Below are 21214 nucleotides of genomic sequence, written 5' to 3'. Positions count from 1 at the left end.
TCAATACCGGAACAGCCGTGCGGCGATCAGCCGTGCGCCGATGGTGATAATCTTGGTGATCAGGTAAAAGATCACGGCGGCCAGCGCGAACAGCTCGAATGTGCGGAAGGTCAGCGCGTTCAGATCCTGCACGACGCCGTAAAGGTCAGCGTTCATCCCGACCGTCACCCCCAGCGAGGTCATCAGGATCGCCCAGACCATCTGGTTCGTCATCGGCAGGAATGCGATGCGCAGCATCTGAGGCAGCACGACATAGCCAAAGGCGCCTGCCGCCCCGAACCCAAGCGACCGGGCGGCGCGGGTCTGGGTTTCGGGGATCGCTTTTAATGCGCCGCGGAAGTTTTCGGCCAGATAGCCGGCGTTGTTGAAGGTGATGCCCAGCAGGATCGACAGGAACGGGCTTAGGTGCAGGCCAAAGCTGCCCAGCCCGAAATGCATCATATAGATCTGGAACAGGGCGGGCGTGTTACGCGCAACCTCGACCCAGGTTCTGGCGATGGCGGACAGGATGCGACTGCCTGACAGGCGGAACATTGTCAGGGTGATCGCAAGCAGGATGCCCAGCACCATCGACAGGATCGCGATCTGCATGGTGACGGCGGCGCCATCCAGCATCTGAGGAAGCCTGGCGAATGCTTGCTTCCATTGGAAGGTATAGTTGAACATGACCGTTCCGGCTCTGGCATGATGCATCGGGGCGGCGCGAGGACCGCGCCGCCCCGGGCCGATATCAACGATAGACGCCGCTCACCGTCAGGTCGGGCAGATCGCCGCCGACCCATTTTTCATAAAGCTCGGCATAGCGCCCGGTGCGAACCTGCTGGTTCACAAAAAGGTTCAGGTAGTTCAGCAGACCATATTCGTGACGATCCGTGAACAGGGCCACATAGTCGATGTCGAACGGCGCCTTGCCCACCACCGAGATGCCGGGGAAGTTGCCGGTCTTGACGTTCGACTGAGCCACGGTCGAGGTCGAGACAGTCGCGTCAAGCTGGCCCTGGCTCAGCGCCAGGAACACGTCGGCCTGGGTCTGATAGGGACGGAAAGTGCCTTCGCCCCATTCCTGGACCTGTTTTTCCAGCGCGATGGCCTCAAAGGTGCCTGCCGTCGCCCCGACGGTCTTGCCCTTCATGTCCTCAAAGCTTTTGACGCCCGATTTGTCGTTGGCGGTCACCGCCATTTCAAAGGCGAAATAGGGGATCGTCATGCCGACGGTCTTGGCCCGCTCAAGCGTGTCCGAGGTCGAGGCGACGCCGACATCGACGCGGCCCGACATCAGTGCCGGGATCCGTTCGGGGAAGGGCGTCTCGACGATCTCGGCCTTTACGCCAAGCGCCGCGGCAAGATCGTTGCAGTAATCGACGTCGAACCCGATCGGATTGTTGTTTTCGTCGCGCATCCCCATGGGCGGGAAATCCAGCACGACTGCGCAGCGCAGCGTGCCCGAAGCGATGATGTCGTCAAGCTTGTCGGCCTGGGCGGGGGCGGCAAAGGCGGCGGCGGCCAGCAGGCCCACCACGAATTTGTGGTTCATCAGAACCTCCTCCTGTCATTTCCCTGTCGGTCTTTCATGACCGATTCCATGAGGAGCAATATCCGCAGGTTTCCCTTTCAACGCAAATTAAAAATACAACTAATATACAAAAAGTGCACGAAGCCTGCGGAACAAGCACCCTGCCTGCGTTGTCAGCGCAGGTCTTCGGGCAGCAATTCCTGAGGGAAGTTCTGATAGCTTACCGGGCGCAGAAACCGGCGAATCGCCATAGTCCCGACCGAGGTGGCGCCGAAGTTCGTCGAGGCCGGATAGGGTCCGCCATGGACCATGCTGTCCACCACCTCGACCCCGGTCGGAAAGCCGTTGACGAGCACCCGACCCGCTTTGCGCTCAAGGATCGGGCGCAGCGCCTGCGCGGCCTGTAAATCGCCAGCGTCCATATGCAGCGTCACGGTCAGCTGTCCCTCAAGGCCGCGCGCCAGCCGTGCCATCTCGTCGGTTGATGAGACGCGCACGATCAGTCCCAATGGGCCAAACACCTCTTCACCAAGGACGTGATCCTGAAGATAAGCCTCGCCCGTGGTTTCATAGAGGTTCGGCCGGGCCTCACGGCCAGTGCTTTCGGTGGTCAGCACCGGCTTGACCGAGTTGCGGCTGTCGAACCTCGCTTTGCCTTCGCGATAGGCGCGGGCGATGCCCATGGTCAGCATGACCTGTGGTCCGACCTCGGCAAGTGCCTTGCGTGCGGTTTCGGTAAAGCGGTCGGCATCCGGCCCGTCAAGGACGACTGCGATACCGGGATTGGTGCAGAACTGCCCTGCGCCCATGGTCAGCGACCCTGCCCAACCGTTGGCGATCTCATCTGCCCGCGCGGCCAGCGCCTGGGGCATGATGAACATCGGGTTGACCGAGCCCAGCTCGCCAAAGAAGGGGATTGGTTCGGGCCGTGCGGCGCACAGATCGAAAAGCGCCCGCCCGCCGGCAAGGCTGCCGGTAAAGCCGACCGCCTTGATCAGCGGGTGCTGAACCAGTGCTGAACCGACCTTGCGGTCGCCACCCTGGATCAGGCTGAATACGCCGGGATGCACGCCGGTTTTGACAATGGCGGCGTGGATCGCCTCGGCCACGATTTCGCCCGTGCCGGGGTGGGCCGAGTGGCCTTTGACCACCACCGGGCAACCGGCCGCCAGTGCTGCCGCCGTGTCGCCACCGGCTGTCGAAAATGCCAGCGGAAAGTTCGAAGCGCCGAAGACTGCAACCGGCCCGATGGGCTGTTGGATCATGCGGATCTCGGGTCGCGGGGCGGGTTTGCGGTCGGGCAGGGCGGCGTCGTGCCGACGATCCAGATAGCCGCCCTTGCGGATATGTTCGGCAAAGAGCCGCAGCTGGCCGGTGGTGCGGCCGCGTTCGCCTTGCAGGCGCGCCTCGGGCAGGCCGGTTTCTTGCGAGCCGATCTCGGTGATGGCTTCGGCGCGGGTCTCGATCTCATCGGCGATGGTTTCGAGGAATCTCGCGCGGGTTTCGCGGCTGGCATAGCCATAGGACCAAAAGGCCTCTTCGGCCTTTTCGGCCGCCTGTGCCACCAGATCGACCGTGCCGACCGAGAATTTATGCACCGGACCATGCGCCGGTTCGCTGTCAAAACTGGTCGGGCTGGCGATCCATTCGCCCGCGATCAGATGCTTTCCATGAGGGGTGAAGGGCATGGGAGGGTCCTTTCGGGTCAGGGGCAGCGATGCCGAAAGCCGTGGTGGGCTCAATCATCGTTGAGTTCTTGTATATTTATTGTATGCAAAAAGTCAATCGAACAGAGCGTCACCCTGAGAGGAAATCATGAAACAGACATTGAGTTTTGAAACCCTGAGGGAGCGTATCGAGCAGATTTTCCTGCGTGCCGGGATGAATGCGGTGCAGGCTGGCGCGCTGTCGCGGGCGATCGCAGCCGGAGAGCGTGACGGCTGCAAATCGCACGGCATCTACCGGATCGAAGGCGTTTTGCGCACACTTAAGGCTGGCAAGGTCCGCGGTACCGCCGAGCCGCAGATTGTTGGCGGGGATGACGGGGCGATCGTGCGGGTCGATGCGCGGGGCGGTTTTTCCAACCCCGCGTTCGAGCTGGGCGTGCCGGTGCTTGCCGAACGTGCAAAGCGGCTGGGGCTTGCGGCGCTGGTGGTCAATGATTGCACCCATTTCGCCGCCCTTTGGCCCGAGGTTGAGGCAGTGACAGAACACGGCCTTGCCGCGATGGTCATGTGCCCAAGCTACGCGACGGTCGCGCCGGCGGGCGGTACCCGGCCGCTTTTGGGGACCAACCCCTTTGCCTTTGGCTGGCCACGGCCGGGTCGTGCCCCCTATGTCTTTGACTTTGCGACCTCGGTTGCTGCGCGTGGCGAGATTGAACTGCACCGGCGCGCCGGGAATCAGCTGCCCGAGGGCTGGGCGATTGACACCGACGGCCAACCCACGACGGACCCCGAGGCGGCGCTGGCCGGGGCGATGCTACCCTTTGGCGGGCACAAGGGTTCAGCCATCAGCACGATGATCGAACTGCTGGCGGGCATCATGATCGGTGATCTGACCAGTCCGGAAGTGCTGGATTTTCTGGGTACGACCACGCTTGCACCGTTCCATGGTGAACTGGTCATCGCCCTGTCGCCTGAGAAATTTGCGGCTGGCCGTTCGGGAGATCCCTTTGCCCGGGCCGAATTGTTGTTCGAGGCCATCCAGGGGCAGGGCGCAAGGCTGCCTTCGCAACGCCGTTTCGCGGCGCGGGAAAAGTCGCTGGCGGATGGCATCACGCTGAGCGCGGATGAAGCCGCGCAACTTGATCGCTGGCTGAGGCTTGGCCTCGACGCGGTGGCGTAAGGTAGAAAAATGGCCCTTCCGAACTGGAAGGGCCTTTCTGATTTCAGGCTCAGGCTGCGTATTTCTGAACCGCGCCGGGTTGTTTGCTCCACCCGGCATACCAGGTCTTGAACTGGTTGTACTGCTGTTCGGCCCATGCGCGCTGGCTGGGGGTCAACTCGTCAGTTTCATTGAAGTGCAGGGTATATTCCTTGTCGCCTTGCAGGACCATCAGATGCTTATAGTAAAGCACCAGATCGGTTCCCTCGTCCCACGAAGACAGCACCTCCAGCGCCTCGCTCAGCTCCTGCGCGCGCTGACGGGCCTCAAGATCGCCGGCGGCGGCGGCTTTGGACAGGGCGACGAAATGCAGGATCTCGCGCGGCAGGACATTGCCGATCCCGGTGATCGTGCCGGTCGCGCCGCATTTTACATAGCCATGGAAAACGCCTGTATCGACACCGGCCATCAGGATGACGCTGTCATCGGCGCTGGTGATGTGTTCGGCCGCATAGGTCATCGCCTTGGCCCCGCCGAATTCCTTGAAGCCGACAAGGTTCGGGTGTTCGGCACGCAGGGCAAAGAACAGATCCGCTTTTGTTTCGAACCCGTAATAGGGGCTGTTGTAGATCACGGCGGGCAGATCGGGCGCGGCGGCCAGGATTGCCTTGAAATGGTTGCGCTGGGCAGTGACCGAGGCGCCGCGCGACAGCACCCGGGGAATGACCATCAAACCGGCTGCCCCGACCTTTTGCGCGTGGGCGGCATGGGCAACCGCCGAGGCCGAGTTTACCGCGCCGGTCCCGACGATCACCGGGATGCCGGCCTTGACCAGTCGCTCGACCCCTTCCATCCGCTGGGCGTCGGTCAAGAGCGGCCAATCCCCCATCGAGCCGCAGTAGACGACCGCTGACATGCCCGCGGCTATCAGTTCCTGCCCCTTGCGCACCAGTGCATCATAGTCGGGTTGGCGCTCGGCGGTGCAGGGGGTCATCAGGGCAGGAATGACGCCGGTAAAGATCTGAGTGTTCATGGATGGCTCCTTCTGTCGTGCAGGCAGGGTGCTGATTCTCTCAGCCGCCATCCTAGTATTTGCATTTTATTTGTCGACAAGAATCTGACGAGTTCGGCTATAGCGTCAACTGCTGCCGCTGATCTCGCGAGATGAATTTCTGGATCTGGCGGACGATCTGATCTGCATGCGCCTTGGCCAGCCGGTCACACAGTTTGACATCCCGTGCCTCGATCGCGGCGATGATTGCCTCGTGCTCATCTACATATTCGCGCGGCAGGCGGTCGTTGAACGACTGGTAGTAAAGCCGCAAAAGCCGACGCCCTTCGTCGAGCAGGCGCACAAAAAGGCTGAGGTAATAGGGGTTGCGCCCGGCCTCGGCGATGGCGGCATGCAGGTCGCGGTTCGAGGCGATCATTGCCAGTGCATCCTGTGCCTCGACCGCAGCCGAGAACTTTGCCTGATGCGCACGCAAGATTTCCAGATCAGCGGGTTTGTGATAGGTCGCTGCCAGCCTTGTCGTCACGCGATACATCAGCGTCAGCGCGTCAAAGAACGTATGCAGGTTCAGAAGGTCGATATTGGCGACCATGGTCGAGCGGTTCGGGAGGGTCTCGACCAGACCTTCGCCGGCAAGGCGGACCAGAGCCTCCCGGATAGGGGTGCGCGACATGCCGAAACGCTCGGCCAGCTGGACCTCATCTATGGGGCTGCCGGGGGGCAGAACCAGATCCAGAATTTCGTCACGCAACACATCATAGACCAATTTGACGCCTGATCCGCGTCGGCGCTCGGGAAAGGTTTCTGGCTCGGTCATAGGTGCACCTATTTGTAATGTTGTTAATGAAGTCGACAACTTGAATACTTAATTCACTTATGGCAAGGCAATGGCCTGCGCCTGTCCGGGCCGTCAGCCGTGGCAGATCCGCGCTGTCTGACAGGATGAAAAGGATGGATTTGCCTGTAAAGGATGCAGCGTCAGACGCGGGCGTAAGGTGCTGACAATCATGCACCGTCACTATCAGGCAGCAGGGCTGTTCATTAAGCACCGCGAATGGCCGCTTGGAGCCTTTACCGGACGGTAACTGCTTACTATCGTCCAGAATGCCACACCCTGACGACCCTGCTCTTTTGGTGCGTGCAGTCACGCTGCGGATTCTTCGCGCGTGCAAGAACGCAGTCAGATCCCATTGGAGCTCCTTTGGAAAGGCGGGCAAACCACAAGCCCACATCCGAAGCATTCTTGTTGCAGCAGTGTTTCTGCTGGCGGCCTGCCTGATCACCGTCTAACCGTCAGCTTTGCAATCTTTGTGAAGGTCGGCGCCGCTGCTGGACGAAACAACGCGATGATCTTGCGGATTGTCAGCAGTAAAGCCCGGGATATGCGTGCAATCAGCTTAATTCACAGCGGGCAGCGACCGTCGCGGCTAATGCAAAAGGTCAGATGGCCGGGACCAGCCGGTCACAGTGCACCTGCGACGCGCGTTCGCTGCGCCGCAGGGCAAAGGTACTGTCAGAGACCGCGCTGATCTTGTAGAGGCGCGAGCGTCGGGCAGAGCTTAAAGAACGCTTACGCGCCGCCCAAGATTCGGTTCCGCGTCAACATCACCTGCGACATGGAGGGGTTCCTGAACGACGGTCTGCGTCCAGGCGGGCAGATCCTTTTTCTCACCCTGGCTGAGCAGGTGCTGCAGGGACGCGAACTCTTCGACGGCCTGCTGCGCCTGGGCAATTTCGCGGATCGTCTTGAGTTGTTTTTCAAGACCCTTGACGCGGGTTTCGATATCCATTGCCCGTTTCGAAAGCTTGTCAATTTCGCGGTTGGCGCGCGCCAGCTGACCTTGGCTGGAGTTGGCCTGCCAGAATCTCACCACATCCCAGATCCCGCCAGGCAGGCGCAGCCGGTCGGCCTGATACCAGATCGTGGTGTTGGACATCTCTTGCCCGAGTTGCTTCCAATGCTCGTCGGGAATCTTTGCCAGCGCCTCATGCGCCTGAGAGCCATAGGGGAAATAGGCCGAGGCTTGCAGTCGCGGGATATGCCAGGACATGTTGCCCAGCAGCCAACGCCCTGCCTGCAGGCGCAGATCGTCCCGGTTTGCAGGCAGTTCTGCAAGGATGGTGTCGAAATGGGTAAAGAAGGCTGCCAGCTCGACACCGGTTGAGGCCATGGTCTGCCCGGGGCGGTTGATCCGGTGATGGCAGACGACCCGGCGGGAATGACCGATGCTTTCGGCTAGGGTGCAGACCCGCCAGTGGAACGGGTTGTCCTCAAAGAAGAAATCGCCTTCGGGAAAGCGGATACGATGCTTGCGCAGGAATTCGGTGCGGTAGAATTTGCGCCAGGGCACAGCGATCAGATTGATGCCTGCCAGCCGCAGCTCTTCTGGCGTGCGCGCCGTTTCGAGCGCATCCCATTTGAGCCGATCAGCTGGCTGGCGAACATCGCCCGCTTTCTGGTCATATTCGAGGTAGTCGGTGAAAAAGATATCTGCCGGTCGGGCCTCGTATTCCCGCCGGGCGCGCAGGAAGCCCTCGGGGATCAGGTAATCGTCGCCATCAACGAAAAAGACCGTGTCGCATTCGACCCGGTCCAGTCCCAGATTGCCGGCAATTCCGACGCCGCCGATGGTGTTGGCGCCAAGCCAGACAGTCGTTACTTTTACCCCGGCGCCAAAGCCCGCCCCGTCAAGAAAGCCGCGCACGGCTTCGTCAGTACCGTCGGTCGACCCATCGTCAACGATGATCACCTGATCACCGGGCTGCAGGCAAGGCTGCAGGCTCTTCAGGCATTTCGCGATATAAGGGGCAATATTGAAGGTAGTGACGATGAAGGAAATGCTCATGATAGTCCTTCCTCGATGATCGAGCGGTTGATACGACGCGCAAGTGCGGGGTCACGGAATGCAATCAGCCGCATCCAGTCGGGGTTCATTCCCGAAAGATAGAAGGCCCGCGTCCGCCTGCGCAGCTCATGGTGGTGCTCTGCATCGATATTATTGCGGACCCAAGACAAAAGGTCCGACGCAAAGCGGGTGAACGGATGCAGAAAGCCGAGCCGCTCGGCGGTCGGGGCTGTACGCAGCCGGGTCAGCACGTTCTCGAAGCTGCGGAACACTTCCAGCCGTTCGGCATTACGCCGGTTGGTCAGGCGCATGCCGCCAGTCGATACGAAATGCGTCGCCCCCGTCATCGTGGTGGCGAGAATTCGCCGGGCCATGATAAAGCTGGTCCAATGCAGCTCGACGTCGTTATGGACCATGGTTTCCGTACAGCGGATGCGCTGGGAGCGCAGGAATTCGGTCCGGTAGATCTTGTTCCAGGGATAGGCCGAAACGCGGGCCAGTATCTGCGCCGGCCCAGGCGGAACCACAATCGTCCCCTGCTTTTGCGTTCCATCTTTTGGCGCCCGGTCAACGCAAGCGCGCTGCCAGCGCGCTTCGTCATCGTGCAGCATGCCGCTGCCGCCATTTTGCAAAACGCGACTGTCGTGATGCCGGAACATCAAGAAGTCAAAGGGCCGGGTCTCAGCGGCAGCAAGCGCCACGATGGCAGGAAAATCCTTGGTGAAAAGATCGTCCGAGTCAAAAAAGATGACATGGTCGCCGCTAACACGTTCCAGCGCCAGGTTGCGGGCGTGGCCGGCACCGCGCCGCTGGGCGCTGCGCAACCAGGTCAGCCGGTCCGCAACTGCCGCCGCTGCGGGCACGGTCGATGGCCCCGCAGGCTCATCGGATGCATCGTCAACGACGAAAATTTCGGCGAATACGCCCAGTTCGGATACCTGGCGCAACAACCGGTCCAGCCCAGGCAGATCGTTCCAGACTGGGATGACAAGCGAAAGCTTCATGATGGCTCCTGCAGAGCTGGCGGATAGCGACCGCCGGTTCACACAATGAAAACCCGCAGATCCCGAATTTCGAAACTGGCTGGGGTCGGTTGGAAGAACAGGATCAGATCCCGCCAGTCGGCTTGGCCCGGGACATCAGGGTTCCCGTCAAGTCGCAGCAGGTCGATATGGGTACTGTCTTTGGCGAAGGACACGACGTCCTTGGGCAGGAAGGCGTCGATGAACCCACTCGGGGTCGACGAGCGCAGGCAGACCCGGAAGGTCGAAGCCTCGGAGGCACGAGACTTGCACACGACACCCAGCAGGGTCGAACCACGCAGGTTCACCCCACCCAGAGAGAGGTGCAGCGCCAGCCAGCGCGGGCGTTTCTGGACGGTATAGTCCAGCCGCAAAAGCGCGCCTTCGCCACTGGTGCAGCGGCCGCTGATGTCGCCTTCGCGGTCGACAGACAAGAGCGTCCCCGGAACCAGAGAAGCGCCATCGGAAATCGCAATGTCGACCTTCTGTTCGCGTAATACCACAAGTGTGTGATTGACTTGGGCATCGGCCCCGAATTGCAGACTATCCGTCATATGGTCGTCCCGGTTTCGTTCGGTGAAATGGTTAACGCAGCAATTTAACGACATCAAGACACCCCGGCTGAACATTGCCGATACGGGTTTTTCTTTTTGTTGCACCTGCCTAACAAGGCAGCGTAGAGCGGCCAATGACGGCACCTGCCACTTTGGCAACATCAAATTTTCGTCAGCTTCCCGATGACCTGTGTTGAGGAGGCTGCCGCGGGAACTGTGCCGCCAGAGGGCAGGTCAGACATGTTATGCAATTGGCTTTGTGGCATGCCAAAGTGGCATTGGAAACTTGACAATTTGGCGCGGGCTCTGGCGAATGATGGCCCAAAGATCGCTTGGGCAAGCTCTCATTGCGGCAGAACAAAGAAGGTAGAGAGATTCGATTATGAAGATGCCTGTTTCATTTCCTGCCGGGACGGTTCCCCTGCATGACGGCCCGCGATATCAGGCGATTCTACGCGATTTCGGATCAGACATCCTGCTGGTGACCTTCGCGGAGCGCAAGGAGCCCAAGCCTGCTGACTTCTTTGGGGTTCGCCTTATGGAGAAGGAAGGTCTGTCCTATATCGCGGTCCGCTCGTTAGAGAACGACTGGTATCTCGGCCCGGAGGTGGACCAGGTCTTTGCAGCAATCAAAGAGGCCATTGCGCGAGTTGCGCCCAAGAGACTGATCCTGTTCGGATATTCTATGGGTAGTTTTGGGGCTGTCCGTGCGGCAAATATACTGAACCCGGACAGGATTATTATTGGTGGCCCGATCGTTTCTTTGGATGTGAATATAGAAAGGCGCTGGCTATCTGATTACCGGGAACTCTTGCCTTATTACGAAGAGCGTATCTCTGAAATAATTCCGTGGAAAAAATGTTACGAAACGGTCGTGATATTTGACCCGGATTACGAGGACGCAAAGCATGTTTCTATTATTGAAGAATTCGCAAATCCGCATCGTCTTGAGATTCCCGATGCCGGTCACTTTGTGCTGACCTATCTAAGGGATTCGGGCGTCCTTGGGAAAATCATGCGTAAACTGTTTGAGGACGACATTGATCTTGTTTCAGTGCAGCGCATGATCCGCAGTGCCAGAAAGACCAATCGCTCATACCTGCTGACCCTGGCGAACCGCCTGGCGCGGCGGCCCAAGCTGCAACGGCGGGTGCTGGACTACGCACAGCGTTCGATGCCGGACGATGTCGATATCAACCTGGCGAAGGCCGCCTATCTGGCGCAGCACGGCGATCTGGAGGGTGCGCGGGCAGGCATAGCCCGGATGTTCGCCGAAAAGGGCGACAGGATCTTTGGCGTTCCCCTCGCAAAGACGATCACCGCTTTCGCCTCAGGAGGCGGGTCCCCAGACGACATCGCCGATGTCCTGGCACTTTTTCGCAGCAACCGCCCCAGATCGCGAGAGACGCAGCTGTGGTATGCGCGCTTCCTGCGCCAGATCGGTGCGTTCGATGAAGCCTATGCTGCGCACGAACAGTTCATGTCCGGTGACACGTTCGAAGCGCATGCCCATATCGAGCGTGGCCTGATTCTTGAACATCGCAAACAGATCCACGCCGCCCGTGATAGTTTTCGCAGGGCTGTTGAACTGGCCCCCGACTTTCGGCCAGGACACCAGCATCTGAGGCGGGTGGAGCGGGTTCTGCTGACGCTGCCCTAGACCTGATCGCCATTCAAGGTTCATAAATCGGCCGATGAGTGCTTCACAGGCCTCCGTGTTGAGCACGGAGGCCTGTCAGTGGAGGCGAAACGATATGAGCTGAGCGACGGACAGTGGGACAGGATCGCATCGCTGCTTGCTGGCAAAGCTGGCGATCCCGGCCGGACCGGGGCTGACAGCCGGATATTCATCAATATCTGATGATCGACTGCGCGATTGTGCGTGCTCATCAGCAGGCGGCATCTGGAAAAGGGGGCAGGGATCAGGCGCCGGGGCGTTCCCGAGGCGGGCTGACCACCAGGATCCACATGCAGGCCGATGCCCGGGGCAGACCGTTGCGGTTCATCATAACGGCCGGCCAGGTCGGCGAGATTACGCAGGCCTCGTCCCTTCCGCAGGGACAGAGCGGTGATGTCGTGCTGGCCGATAAAGTCTGTGACAGCAAAGCCTTGCGGCAAATCATTGCCAGCGTCGGAGCAGAAGCGGTCATCCCGTCAAACGGCTTGCGTAAAATCATCATTCCGCACGATGAGCGCGCCTGTGCGCATCGCAACCACATCGGACGTTGCTTCAGCCAGATGAAGCACTTCCGCCGCTTCGCCTCTCGATACGACCGAAGAGCCGTTCACCTTCCGGGGCTTCGTTTATCTCGTTGCCACTATGCCCCGGATGTGGTGAATGTCCGATCCGGCCTAGCTCGTCAGGCGTGGCCCGGCGTTGAGCTGCTTTGCCAATCGTGGAGCGGCGGTCCGGAGGTCGGCGCTGCGGTATACCGGCTGACAGAAACGCTGGAAGACGATGGGATACCGCTTGTCCCCTGCCGCAGGACTTTCTAGCCTGTGCACGATTTCTGAAGGATAAGGTGGGATCATGCAGAGCAAAGTCATTCTGATCGTCGGGCCGCTGCTGCTTGCGGCCTGCACCATATCGAGCAATTACGATGAGGCTATTGCGCGTTCCACGCCTCCCGGTGCAGCCCTGAGAGCTGAGATCGTGGCGGGCGCGAAAGAGCTGGTCTATGATCCTGCTTCGATCCGAAATGCCGAGATTTCCAACGTCGCTTCGCTGCCGGATGGGTTGCAGGGCGTCTGCGTCCGTGCAGACAGCAAGGATGTTTCGGGCCGCTATCTGGGGGTACACAGCATCGGCATCCCTATTCGGGATGGCAAGATCGCCGGAGGCAAGCTGGACCCCTCCCTTTGCAACCTGCCGGACATCACGTGGCACCCGTTCCCCGAGCTTGAGCGGCTTTCTGAGAGCTGAGCTTTGTACACCGATGAGGGCGCGCGCTACCGCGTCCCTCACCACACATCAGCCAGCGCTCGCGAGGCGGACGAGGGCTGCGCCGGTGTTCAAGGGCAGGATGCTCATGAGATCAGGATATCGCTGAGAAAGACTGGAGTCTGCTGAGAAAGACTGGAGTCTCTGGTCCTGCTGGCCTTGCTTGGCGTCTCGCTGCGAATGACCTTTGGATATTCTGAATGGCCCCATCAACTAGAATCAGGGCTCACAACCACTATATGACGTTTGCGGCCAGGGCGCAGGCGGAGAGGGACAGGATCGGGCAGCGGTCGTATCGGGTTCCGATGCGGCACCAGTCCTTGAGGCGTGCGAACATGTTCTCGATCCGGTGGCGCAGGCGGTAGAGTCCGGTGTCATGCGGGATCGAGGTTTTCCGGCCGGTGCGGGAGGGGATGCACGGCGAAATACCCATCCCTATCAGCGCATTGCGGAACCAGCCGGCATCATGACCCCGGTCTGCAAGCAGTGCCCGCGCGCCAATGTAGCCGGAGGTCTGGCCTGCGGACAGGCCTCCCCAGTGGAAGAGTGAAGTGCGCTGATGACGATCCGGTGCGGCGAAGCACCTTCGCGCATCAGAGAAAAATATCTGGAAGCGAGGGGAATGGCGACTGAACGAACGTCCGCTGTCGCGGCGTCAAAAACACTCCGCGAACGGCGACTATTCGGTGGGAAACGGACCCGTCTAGGAACGGGGTGCCAGAGACCGCGTCCACCCTTCTATAGCCATCGCTGCGCTGATCCAGGGTGCAACATCACCGATAGGCCCGCTGCAATACCACAAGAGGGAGTCGGCTTCTTCTCGCACCCAGGCCACCAGTTCCGCAGCCTGGCGTGAAGTATAGGACACGATTGCCCCACTTGCCGCGTGCCAATGAATCCCGGCGATCGCTGATCAAAGCTCAACGCCGCATGCACCATCCGCTCTCACCTCTTCGCCAGCGAAGCGATCGATAGTGGCTTCGAATTCCTTTATCGGTCGCAGCAATCGCTGGCTGTGCACCGTCGCGAAATCAGCTCTATCGAAAAAGGGGAAAATGAATCTCCCGAGGCTCCGCTCTATTTGATCGGGCGCTTATATTGTGCGGGAAACGGTGGTTTACGGCGGTATTTGGCGTTCTTAAATTGGGCCGAAACAGGAAGTGTGGCGGAGACGAAGGGATTCGAACCCTCGAGACGGTTTCCCGTCTGCACCCTTAGCAGGGGTGTGCCTTCGACCACTCGGCCACGTCTCCGCTGCCCCGTATATGGGGCGAGCGGCGGGGAAACAAGGGCTTTTTGACTGACCGGCGCAGTTGCAAAGCCCGGCCTGTATGCCGTCGTTTTCAGAGTATTTCGACCAGAACACTGCATGGTTTGGCGCAAGCCGCGCGGGAGACCACCGGCCTGTCGGCCTGACACGCCGCAGCTGTCCGGCCAAAGCTGTTGTGAACAGGCCACAGTTAGGCTTATCAATGGATTGCGGGCAGGAGGAACGCTTGGTGGGCGTCCCGCAGAACGCATCTTGCGGGGCGCGTCAAAAGGGCAGGGAGGAGCAAGAGGGCCATGCGTGCTTCCTCGGAGGCTATGGGTTTGCCTGTGTCCGCCGCATGCAAGAGGTGCGGGCGGTGACGGGGGCGGATCGCAGCACGCGCCACGAACAGCGCGAGATGGTGACACTGGTCACGGCGCGGGTGCGCGATGCCGCCCTGCGCAAGCCATATGTGGTCGATGCCGGGACCGATCTTGCAACGTTGTGCCGCGAACTCGCGGCCCGTGCCCTGACCGATGCGCTGGTGCGGGACGGAAAGCGGCTTGGCATCTTTACCACCACCCAGCTGGTCCGGGCGATCCTGCGCGATGAGCCGCCACAGGCGCTGGCGGTGCGCGATTTCACCAGCTTCACCCCTTGGTCCGTGGCGGTGGACGACGATCTGTACGATGCGATGATGCTGATGCTGCGCCACCGTATTCATCGCGTTCTGGTGCGCGATGGCGATGAAGTGGTGGGCATTCTCAGCCAGTTCGATCTGATGAGCTTTCTGGCCAGTCACTCGCATCTGATCGCGGCCGAAATCTCGCGCGCCCGTAGTCCGGGTGAGCTGGCCGAAGCCGCTGCCGGGGTTGAGCCGCTGATCCGCGTCCTGCATGCCGATGGCGTACGAAGCGAGATCATCGCCGAGCTCGTCGGCCGTCTGAACCGCCAGATCTTTCGTCGGCTGTGGCAGATGCTGGCCCCCCGGCCTTTGCAGGAAAACAGTTGCCTGATCGTCATGGGCAGCGAGGGCCGGTCCGAGCAGATCATCCGCACCGATCAGGACAATGCGCTGATCCTGCGCGACGGATTCCGCTTTGACGGGCTGGAGCGGGTGACGCAGGCCTTTACCGATACGCTGATCTCGTTCGGCTATCCCCCCTGTCCCGGGGGCATCATGCTAAGCCGTCCGTTATGGTGCCAAAGCGTACAGGACTTTGGTGACAGTATCCGCGACTGGGTCCATGGCTCGGACCCCGAGGGGCCGATGCATCTGGCGATCTTTCTTGACGCCGCCGCGGTTGCCGGGGACGAGCGGTTGCTTGCCGCCCTGCGCGACCGGCTGCGGCGGGTCCTGACCGGGGGCGACAGCTTTTATGCCCGTTTTGCCTTGGCGATCCGGCAGTTTGACGGCGGTGCAGAGGGCGGCTGGTGGCGGCGTCTGCCCGGTCTGCGCGGACCCGAGGCGGCCGAGATCGACCTGAAAAAGCTGGGGATATTTCCGTTGGTCCATGGCACGCGCGCATTGGCGCTGGAACACGGGATCACATTGCCGGGCACTCAGGCCCGTCTGGCGGCGCTGGCCGGGGCCGGGCGGATCGATGCAGGGCTTGCCCGCGACGTTGCTGACGCCCTGCATTGCATGATGGGGCTAAAGCTTGACAGCAACCTCGCGCAGATTGCCCGTGGCCAGGCCCCTGACAACAGCATCCGTCCGTCCGAACTGGGCCGGCTCGAGCGCCAGGCCTTGCGCGATTCGCTGAACATCGTGCGCGAATACAAGCAATGGCTTGGCCAGCATTACCGGTTGGATCTGCTATGAGACGGCGCGACGGACCCCGGCCCGAGGTGCTGTTGGCGCTGTGCGGCGCGGGCTTTTTGCTGTTCAACTTTCCGCTGCTGCTGATCTGGGACCAGCCTTTGACTATCCTTGGGCTTCCACTTTTGCCGGTGGTGCTGTTCGTGGTCTGGGGCGGGCTGATTGCGGCGCTGGCATGGGTCAGTGCCCGCAGCGCCCGACCGCCCCGCAGCGACCGGGCCGGGAACCGGAGGAAGGGCGAATGATCCAGCCCGGTTTCGTTCTGGCAGCCTCTTTTGGGTATCTGGTCCTGCTGGTGGCGGTCGCAGCACATGGAGATCGCCGCGCAGGGCAGGGCCGGTCGCTGATCGACAGCAGTCTGGTCTATGCGCTGTCCTGGGGGGTCTATTGTTCGGCCTGGACCTATTTCGGCAGCATTGGCCGCGCGGCTTTGGGTGGGGTCTGGTTCTTGCCAATCTATCTGGGGCCGATGCTGGCCATGCTGCTTGCATGGCTGGTGCTGCGCAAAATGGTGCGGATCGCGCGCAGCTATCGCATCACCTCGATCGCGGATTTCATTGCCAGCCGCTACGGGAAAAGCCCGCTGCTTGCCGCGCTGGTGACACTGATCACCGTGGTCGGCATCCTGCCTTATATCGCCTTGCAGCTGAAAGCCGTCTCGGCCGGTTACGAGGCATTGACCGGGGGGCAGGGCCAGTCTGACATGGCCTGGTGGCGCGACGGCACGCTTTACATGGCGTTGTCGCTTGCGGGTTTCGCGGTGGTCTTTGGCACCCGCCACCTTGACCTGTCCGAGCGGCATGAAGGCATGGTCGCCGCCATCGCCTTTGAATCGGCGGTCAAGCTTGCGGCTTTTCTGGCGGTGGGGGTCTTTGTCACCTACGGGCTTTTCGCAGGCATGGGCGATATCTGGGCACGGGCGCAGGCACAGCCTGATATTGCCAATCTGCTGCGCCTTGATGGGCTGGGATTCGAGGGATTTCAGGGTGCGCAATGGTTCGCGCTGACTCTGCTGTCGATGCTTTCGGTGCTGATGCTGCCGCGCCAATTCCAGATGATGGTGGTGGAATGTGTCGATGAAAGGCACATCCTGCGCGCAGCCTGGCTGTTTCCGGCTTATCTGCTGCTCATCAACATCTTTGTCCTGCCCATCGCCATCGGCGGCATGTTGATGATGGGCGACGCAGGGGCGGGGGCGGAAAGCTATGTGCTGACCTTGCCCCTGTCACAGGGGGCGGCGTGGCTGGCACTGCTGGCCTATATCGGCGGGCTTTCGGCAGCGACGGGTATGATCATCGTTGAGACGGTCGCGGTCTCAACCATGGTCTGCAACGATCTGGTGATGCCCGCGCTGCTGCGCAGTGGGCGCTTTGCCCAGGCCGGGGGCGACCTGACGCGGCTGCTCCTGAATATTCGCCGGGCCGCGATCCTTTTGGTGCTGCTGCTGGGCTATCTGTATTTCCGCGTCGCGGGTGAGGCTTATGCGCTGGTCTCGATCGGGTTGATCAGCTTTGCCGCCGTCGCGCAATTCGCCCCGGCGCTTCTGGGTGGCATGTATTGGCGCGGCGCGACGCGGGCGGGGGCGCTGGGCGGGCTGATCGGTGGGTCTTTGGTCTGGGCCTATACGCTGATGCTGCCTTCGGTCGCCCGGTCGGGCTGGATCGGGGCAGATTTCCTTGATGGCCCATTCGGTCTGACCTTTCTGGCACCGCAACGGCTTTTCGGCCTTTCCGGTTTCGACGAACTGACCCATTCGCTGTTCTGGAGCCTGCTCGTCAACATTGCGCTTTATGTTGGCCTGTCGCTGATCGGCCGCGCCTCGGCGCGCGAGGCAAGCCAGGCGCTTTTATTCGTCGATGTGTTCGAGCGTGGGCAGGCCCAGCCGGTGTTCTGGCGCGGTCGGGCGCGGCCCGAGGATCTGCGCCGCCTTGCCGGGCGTTTTCTGGGGGCGGCCCGGGCCGAGGCGCTGTTTCGTGACCATGCGCGCGAAACGGGAACGGCGCTGGACAGTCTGACCGCCGATGCACGGCTGGTGGATCGGGTGGAACGTCAGATTGCCGGGGCTATTGGCACGGCCTCGGCCCGGGTAATGGTCGAATCGGTTTCGCAGGAGGAACCGCTAAGCCTTGATGATGTGCTTGAGATCATCGACGAGGCCTCGCAGGTGCGCGTCTATGCCCGCGAACTGGAAGAGGCGACCATCGAACTGCGCGCTGCCAACGAAAAGCTGAAAAGCCTCGACCAGCTCAAGGATGATTTCATGTCCTCGGTCACGCATGAATTGCGCACGCCCCTGACCTCGATCCGGGCGCTGACTGAGCTGATGCTGGACACGCCCGATATCGAGTCCGCTCAGCGTGACGAGTTTCTGGGGATCATCCTGTCGGAAAGCGAAAGGCTAAGCCGGCTGGTCAATCAGGTGCTGGATCTGGCCAAGATCGAGGCGGGCGTGGCAGAATGGCATACGACCCGCGTGGACATGAAGGCGCTGATCGCCGCTGCCCTGCGCGCCACGGCCGAGCTGTTTCGCGAACACGGGACCGAGGTGGCGCTGGACCTGCCCGAGCGGGTGCCCATGGTGCTGGCTGATCCCGACCGGCTGACACAGGTGCTGGTGAACCTGCTGTCGAATGCGGCCAAGTTCGTCCCCAAAGGGCGAGGCCGGGTCCAGATCGTGCTGCTGCGGCAGGGGGATGAGCTGGTCGTCAAGGTGCGCGACAACGGCCCCGGTGTTGCGCCCGGGGATCAGGCGACGGTGTTTGAAAAGTTCCGGCAGGGCGGCGATGCGTGCAACCGTCCCCCCGGTACCGGGCTTGGTCTTCCGATCAGCCGGCAGATCGTTGTTAATTTGGGGGGCAGGATGTGGCTGGAATCCCGGCCGGGGCAGGGCGCATGTTTCGCCTTCAGCCTGCCGTTACAGGGTCAGGGGAGGAGCAGATGACGGACAAGGTACTGATCGCGGATGATGAGCCGAATATCGTCGTGTCGCTGTCCTTCATGCTCAAACGCGAGGGGTATGAGGTCCTTGTCGCGCCGGACGGGTTGCAGGCGCTTGATATGATCCGCAGCGACCCGCCCCGGCTGGTGCTGCTTGACGCGGCCATGCCGGGGATGAACGGCTTTGACGTTTGCGAGGCGGTGCGCGCCGATCCCGGCCTTTCGGGGGTCCGCATCCTGATGCTGACCGCCAAGGGGCGCGAGACGGACATCGCCCGCGGCATGGGGGCGGGGGCCGACGCCTATGTGACCAAGCCCTTCTCGACGCGCGAACTGATCGTTCGTATCCGCGAGCTACTGGCATGAGATCCGCCACCCGCCTCCTGTTGCCTGTCGTCCTACCGGGTCTGGCGGTGGCGCTATGGGTGCTGGGTGGCGTGGCGCTGTTTTATGCCGCCCTGTCGCCCGAGCGGCGCGAGGGGGTGTCCGCCGGGCTTGCGCCGGCGCTGGCCGAAGGCGGCGCGCTGATCTTTGGCTGGTGGCTTGCTGGGGCGGTGCTCGCTGGCTGGCTTGCCGCGCGTCTTTACGCCCGCCATGTTGCAGCCCCGGCGCGGCTGGCTGATGCGGCGCGGCTGCTTGCCGGGAATGCCGATGCGCCCCGCGCGCAGGCTGCTGGCCCCGAGGCGCTGTCCGGGCTGGCCGAGGCGCTGAACCGTCTTGCCGACGAACGTCGGACCTTGCAGACCGACATGGCGCGTCTGGTGGCCGAGGCCCAGCACAAGGTCGCGCAAGAGCGCGACCAGCTTGGTGCGCTGATGGCTGAGCTGCGCCAAAGCGTGATCGTCTGCAACCTTGATGGTCGCATCCTGCTTTACAATGACCATGCCCGCAGCATGTTCCGCCGGGTCTCGGGCGGGGGGGATGTGATCGGGCTTGGCCGCTCGATCCATACTGTTATCGAGCGGGCCCTGATCGACCATGCGCGCGATACTGTGGACCGCCATATCGCACGGGGAGAGGCGCCCGTTTCGGCGCAATTCGTTACCACCACGCCAGCGGGCAGTCTGCTGCATGTCGTGCTGGCCCCGGTTCGCCCGCAGGCCGGGGAATCCGATCAGATCAGTGGCTATGTGTTGCTGGTTGATGACATTACCGGCGATTATGCCGCCCAGTCCCGTCGCGACCGTCGCCTGATCGAGCTGACCGAGGCCAGTCGCGCCTCGCTGGCCAATATGCAGGCGGCGCTGGACATGCTGGATTATCCCGACCTGCAACCGGCCGAGCGGGACGGCTTTCACGCCATCGTCCGCGATGAGGTAACGGCGATGGGCCAGCGGCTAAAGGCGATGACGGCGGATGCCTCGCAAGAGATCCTGACCCGCTGGCCGCTGCAAGAGATGCTGGGCGACGACCTGCTTGCTGCCGCTTCGCGGCATGTCCAGGCTCAGACCGGGGCCGAGGTTGCGGTCGGGAATGCCGATGACGGGCTGTGGCTGCGCGTTGACAGCTTTTCCCTGATTCAGGCGCTTGGTGCACTGGCGGTGCAGGTCGCGGGGGCGCAGTCATCCCTGACGCTAAGACTTGCCCCCGCAGCAACGCCGGGCTGGGCGCATCTGGATCTGGTCTGGCCGCTTGAGGTCGGGACGGGGCCGGGCACTGCCGGGGCCGTCGCTGGTCAGGCCGAGGTGGACCGTGCCCGTGACATCGCGGAACGTCACGGCGGTGAATTGTGGCTGGAACAGGACCGTCCGGCGGGGCAGTCCTTCTTTCGCTTTCTGCTGCCGACCGCCCTGTCCGGACCCGAGATCGCCTGGCCCGAGTCCCGGCCCGAATTCTATGATTTTGACCTGTTTGCGGCCAGCGATTCCAGCCGCTCTTTGGACGATCAGCCGCTGGATCAGCTGACCTATACCGTCTTTGATACCGAGACGACGGGTCTGAATCCGGCCGAGGGCGATGAAATCATCCAGATCGGCGCGGTGCGTATCCTGAACGGCAAGCTGTTGCTGGGCGAGCGGTTTGACCAGATTGTCGATCCGGGCCGCGAGATCCCCGAGGCCTCGATCCCCTATCACGGCATCCACCCCGAGATGGTGCGGGGTCAGCCGCGTATCGCCGAAGTGCTGCCCGTTTTTCACGCCTATACCGCCGATACGGTGCTGGTCGGGCATAACGTTGCCTTTGACATGCGGTTTTTGCAGATGAAAGAGGAGGTGACAGGCCTGCGCTTTGACCAGCCGGTTCTGGATACGCTGCTGTTGGCCAGTATCGCCCAGCCCCATGAACCTTCGCATTCGCTTGAGGCGATTGCAGAGCGGTTGGGGATCGAGGTCGCCAATCGCCACAATGCCGCCGGCGATGCGCTGGTGACGGCGCAGGTGTTCTTGCGGCTTTGGCCGCTGTTGCAGGCGCGGGGCATTGCGACGCTGGGTCAGGCACGTGCGGCGGCCGAGAACTCGTATTATGCGCGGCTGCGCTACTAGCGTCGGGGG

16 protein-coding genes, 1 tRNA gene and 2 pseudogenes are annotated in these 21214 nt (G+C 61.7%); 9 read left to right on the top strand and 10 right to left on the bottom strand.

The annotated features are described in order from the left end of the window. The 3 genes from F8A10_RS10055 to F8A10_RS10045 all read right to left on the bottom strand — a co-directional run bounded on the left by F8A10_RS10055 (position 1) and on the right by F8A10_RS10045 (position 3201). Entirely contained in the window at positions 1–666 is a 666-nt protein-coding gene (locus F8A10_RS10055; RefSeq protein ID WP_010397109.1) for an amino acid ABC transporter permease, read from the bottom strand. Positions 667–730: 64 nt separating this feature from the next. Then, a complete protein-coding gene (locus F8A10_RS10050) occupies positions 731–1534 on the bottom strand; it encodes an ABC transporter substrate-binding protein (protein ID WP_010397106.1) in 804 nt (267 codons plus the stop codon). A 152-nt stretch (positions 1535–1686) separates the two neighbouring features. Beyond that, positions 1687–3201, bottom strand: a complete 1515-nt coding sequence (locus F8A10_RS10045) for an aldehyde dehydrogenase (NADP(+)) (protein ID WP_010397105.1) — start codon at positions 3199–3201, stop codon at positions 1687–1689. A gap of 127 nt (positions 3202–3328) precedes the next feature. On the opposite strand from F8A10_RS10045, the gene F8A10_RS10040 reads away from it, so the two are divergent. Then, positions 3329–4360 carry an Ldh family oxidoreductase gene (locus tag F8A10_RS10040; RefSeq protein WP_152367223.1) on the top strand — a complete coding sequence of 344 codons (1032 nt, stop codon included), beginning with the start codon at positions 3329–3331 and terminating at the stop codon, positions 4358–4360. A gap of 49 nt (positions 4361–4409) precedes the next feature. On the opposite strand, the gene F8A10_RS10035 is transcribed toward F8A10_RS10040, so the two are convergent. The 5 genes from F8A10_RS10035 to F8A10_RS10015 form a co-directional block, all read right to left on the bottom strand. Continuing rightward, complete coding sequence (locus F8A10_RS10035; protein ID WP_010400793.1) at positions 4410–5372, bottom strand: dihydrodipicolinate synthase family protein; 963 nt, start codon at positions 5370–5372, stop codon at positions 4410–4412. Between the two features lie 97 nt (positions 5373–5469). Next, positions 5470–6168 (bottom strand): GntR family transcriptional regulator, encoded by a 699-nt coding sequence (locus F8A10_RS10030; protein WP_085502735.1) that lies wholly within the window; start codon positions 6166–6168, stop codon positions 5470–5472. 742 nt (positions 6169–6910) lie between these two features. Beyond that, complete coding sequence (locus tag F8A10_RS10025) at positions 6911–8197, bottom strand: glycosyltransferase (RefSeq protein WP_085502736.1); 1287 nt, start codon at positions 8195–8197, stop codon at positions 6911–6913. Beyond that, entirely contained in the window at positions 8194–9201 is a 1008-nt protein-coding gene (locus tag F8A10_RS10020) for a glycosyltransferase family 2 protein (RefSeq protein WP_010400614.1), read from the bottom strand. The genes F8A10_RS10025 and F8A10_RS10020 overlap by 4 nt, the downstream gene beginning before the upstream one ends. Positions 9202–9239: 38 nt before the next feature. After that, positions 9240–9773: a hypothetical protein gene (locus tag F8A10_RS10015; RefSeq protein WP_010400612.1), complete on the bottom strand. Its 534-nt coding sequence runs from the start codon at positions 9771–9773 to the stop codon at positions 9240–9242. 382 nt (positions 9774–10155) lie between these two features. Between F8A10_RS10015 and F8A10_RS10010 the strand changes: the two genes are divergently transcribed. The 3 genes and pseudogenes from F8A10_RS10010 (at position 10156) to F8A10_RS10000 (ending at position 12696) form a co-directional block, all read left to right on the top strand. Next, the gene (locus tag F8A10_RS10010; protein ID WP_010400610.1) at positions 10156–11433 is read left to right on the top strand and encodes a tetratricopeptide repeat protein; all 1278 of its coding nucleotides are present in this window, start codon (positions 10156–10158) and stop codon (positions 11431–11433) included. Positions 11434–11511: 78 nt separating this feature from the next. Next, positions 11512–12111: pseudogene (locus tag F8A10_RS10005) on the top strand (IS5 family transposase). Between the two features lie 192 nt (positions 12112–12303). After that, a complete protein-coding gene (locus F8A10_RS10000; RefSeq protein WP_152367222.1) occupies positions 12304–12696 on the top strand; it encodes a hypothetical protein in 393 nt (130 codons plus the stop codon). 253 nt (positions 12697–12949) lie between these two features. On the opposite strand, the pseudogene F8A10_RS09995 reads toward F8A10_RS10000, so the two are convergent. Both F8A10_RS09995 and F8A10_RS09990 read right to left on the bottom strand, forming a co-directional pair. Next, positions 12950–13210, bottom strand: a pseudogene (locus tag F8A10_RS09995) (IS5/IS1182 family transposase); the annotation flags it as partial. 667 nt (positions 13211–13877) lie between these two features. After that, positions 13878–13967, bottom strand: a tRNA-Ser gene (locus F8A10_RS09990). Positions 13968–14213: 246 nt separating this feature from the next. Here F8A10_RS09990 and F8A10_RS09985 point away from each other — a divergent pair. The 5 genes from F8A10_RS09985 to F8A10_RS09965 are packed head-to-tail and all read left to right on the top strand — an operon-like array spanning position 14214 to position 21205. Further along, the gene (locus tag F8A10_RS09985) at positions 14214–15788 is read left to right on the top strand and encodes a DUF294 nucleotidyltransferase-like domain-containing protein (protein WP_227493438.1); all 1575 of its coding nucleotides are present in this window, start codon (positions 14214–14216) and stop codon (positions 15786–15788) included. Further along, on the top strand, positions 15785–16030 hold the full coding sequence (locus F8A10_RS09980; protein ID WP_010393469.1) for a hypothetical protein: 246 nt from the start codon (positions 15785–15787) through the stop codon (positions 16028–16030). The genes F8A10_RS09985 and F8A10_RS09980 overlap by 4 nt, the downstream gene beginning before the upstream one ends. After that, positions 16027–18726: an ATP-binding protein gene (locus F8A10_RS09975; protein WP_152367220.1), complete on the top strand. Its 2700-nt coding sequence runs from the start codon at positions 16027–16029 to the stop codon at positions 18724–18726. The genes F8A10_RS09980 and F8A10_RS09975 overlap by 4 nt, the downstream gene beginning before the upstream one ends. Beyond that, positions 18723–19088, top strand: coding sequence for a response regulator transcription factor (locus F8A10_RS09970; RefSeq protein ID WP_010393471.1), 366 nt, complete (start codon positions 18723–18725; stop codon positions 19086–19088). The genes F8A10_RS09975 and F8A10_RS09970 overlap by 4 nt, the downstream gene beginning before the upstream one ends. Then, on the top strand, positions 19085–21205 hold the full coding sequence (locus F8A10_RS09965; protein ID WP_152367219.1) for a 3'-5' exonuclease: 2121 nt from the start codon (positions 19085–19087) through the stop codon (positions 21203–21205). Before F8A10_RS09970 ends, F8A10_RS09965 begins: the two co-directional genes overlap by 4 nt. Positions 21206–21214 lie beyond the last annotated feature (9 nt).

This window comes from Paracoccus kondratievae (assembly GCF_009301415.1).
Lineage (GTDB): Bacteria > Pseudomonadota > Alphaproteobacteria > Rhodobacterales > Rhodobacteraceae > Paracoccus > Paracoccus kondratievae.
This window is presented reverse-complemented; position numbering and strand designations above follow the sequence as displayed.

What these genes read in the sequence shown, in the direction of transcription:
- F8A10_RS10035 (WP_010400793.1), bottom strand. Translation starts at nt 5,372, where the DNA reads ATGAACACTCAGATCTTTACCGGCGTCATTCCTGCCCTGATGACCCCC.
- F8A10_RS10015 (WP_010400612.1), bottom strand. Translation starts at nt 9,773, where the DNA reads ATGACGGATAGTCTGCAATTCGGGGCCGATGCCCAAGTCAATCACACA.
- F8A10_RS10055 (WP_010397109.1), bottom strand. Translation starts at nt 666, where the DNA reads ATGTTCAACTATACCTTCCAATGGAAGCAAGCATTCGCCAGGCTTCCT.
- F8A10_RS10000 (WP_152367222.1), top strand. Translation starts at nt 12,304, where the DNA reads ATGCAGAGCAAAGTCATTCTGATCGTCGGGCCGCTGCTGCTTGCGGCC.
- F8A10_RS10040 (WP_152367223.1), top strand. Translation starts at nt 3,329, where the DNA reads ATGAAACAGACATTGAGTTTTGAAACCCTGAGGGAGCGTATCGAGCAG.
- F8A10_RS09975 (WP_152367220.1), top strand. Translation starts at nt 16,027, where the DNA reads ATGATCCAGCCCGGTTTCGTTCTGGCAGCCTCTTTTGGGTATCTGGTC.
- F8A10_RS09970 (WP_010393471.1), top strand. Translation starts at nt 18,723, where the DNA reads ATGACGGACAAGGTACTGATCGCGGATGATGAGCCGAATATCGTCGTG.
- F8A10_RS10045 (WP_010397105.1), bottom strand. Translation starts at nt 3,201, where the DNA reads ATGCCCTTCACCCCTCATGGAAAGCATCTGATCGCGGGCGAATGGATC.
- F8A10_RS10025 (WP_085502736.1), bottom strand. Translation starts at nt 8,197, where the DNA reads ATGAGCATTTCCTTCATCGTCACTACCTTCAATATTGCCCCTTATATC.
- F8A10_RS10050 (WP_010397106.1), bottom strand. Translation starts at nt 1,534, where the DNA reads ATGAACCACAAATTCGTGGTGGGCCTGCTGGCCGCCGCCGCCTTTGCC.
- F8A10_RS10030 (WP_085502735.1), bottom strand. Translation starts at nt 6,168, where the DNA reads ATGACCGAGCCAGAAACCTTTCCCGAGCGCCGACGCGGATCAGGCGTC.
- F8A10_RS09965 (WP_152367219.1), top strand. Translation starts at nt 19,085, where the DNA reads ATGAGATCCGCCACCCGCCTCCTGTTGCCTGTCGTCCTACCGGGTCTG.
- F8A10_RS10010 (WP_010400610.1), top strand. Translation starts at nt 10,156, where the DNA reads ATGAAGATGCCTGTTTCATTTCCTGCCGGGACGGTTCCCCTGCATGAC.
- F8A10_RS10020 (WP_010400614.1), bottom strand. Translation starts at nt 9,201, where the DNA reads ATGAAGCTTTCGCTTGTCATCCCAGTCTGGAACGATCTGCCTGGGCTG.
- F8A10_RS09980 (WP_010393469.1), top strand. Translation starts at nt 15,785, where the DNA reads ATGAGACGGCGCGACGGACCCCGGCCCGAGGTGCTGTTGGCGCTGTGC.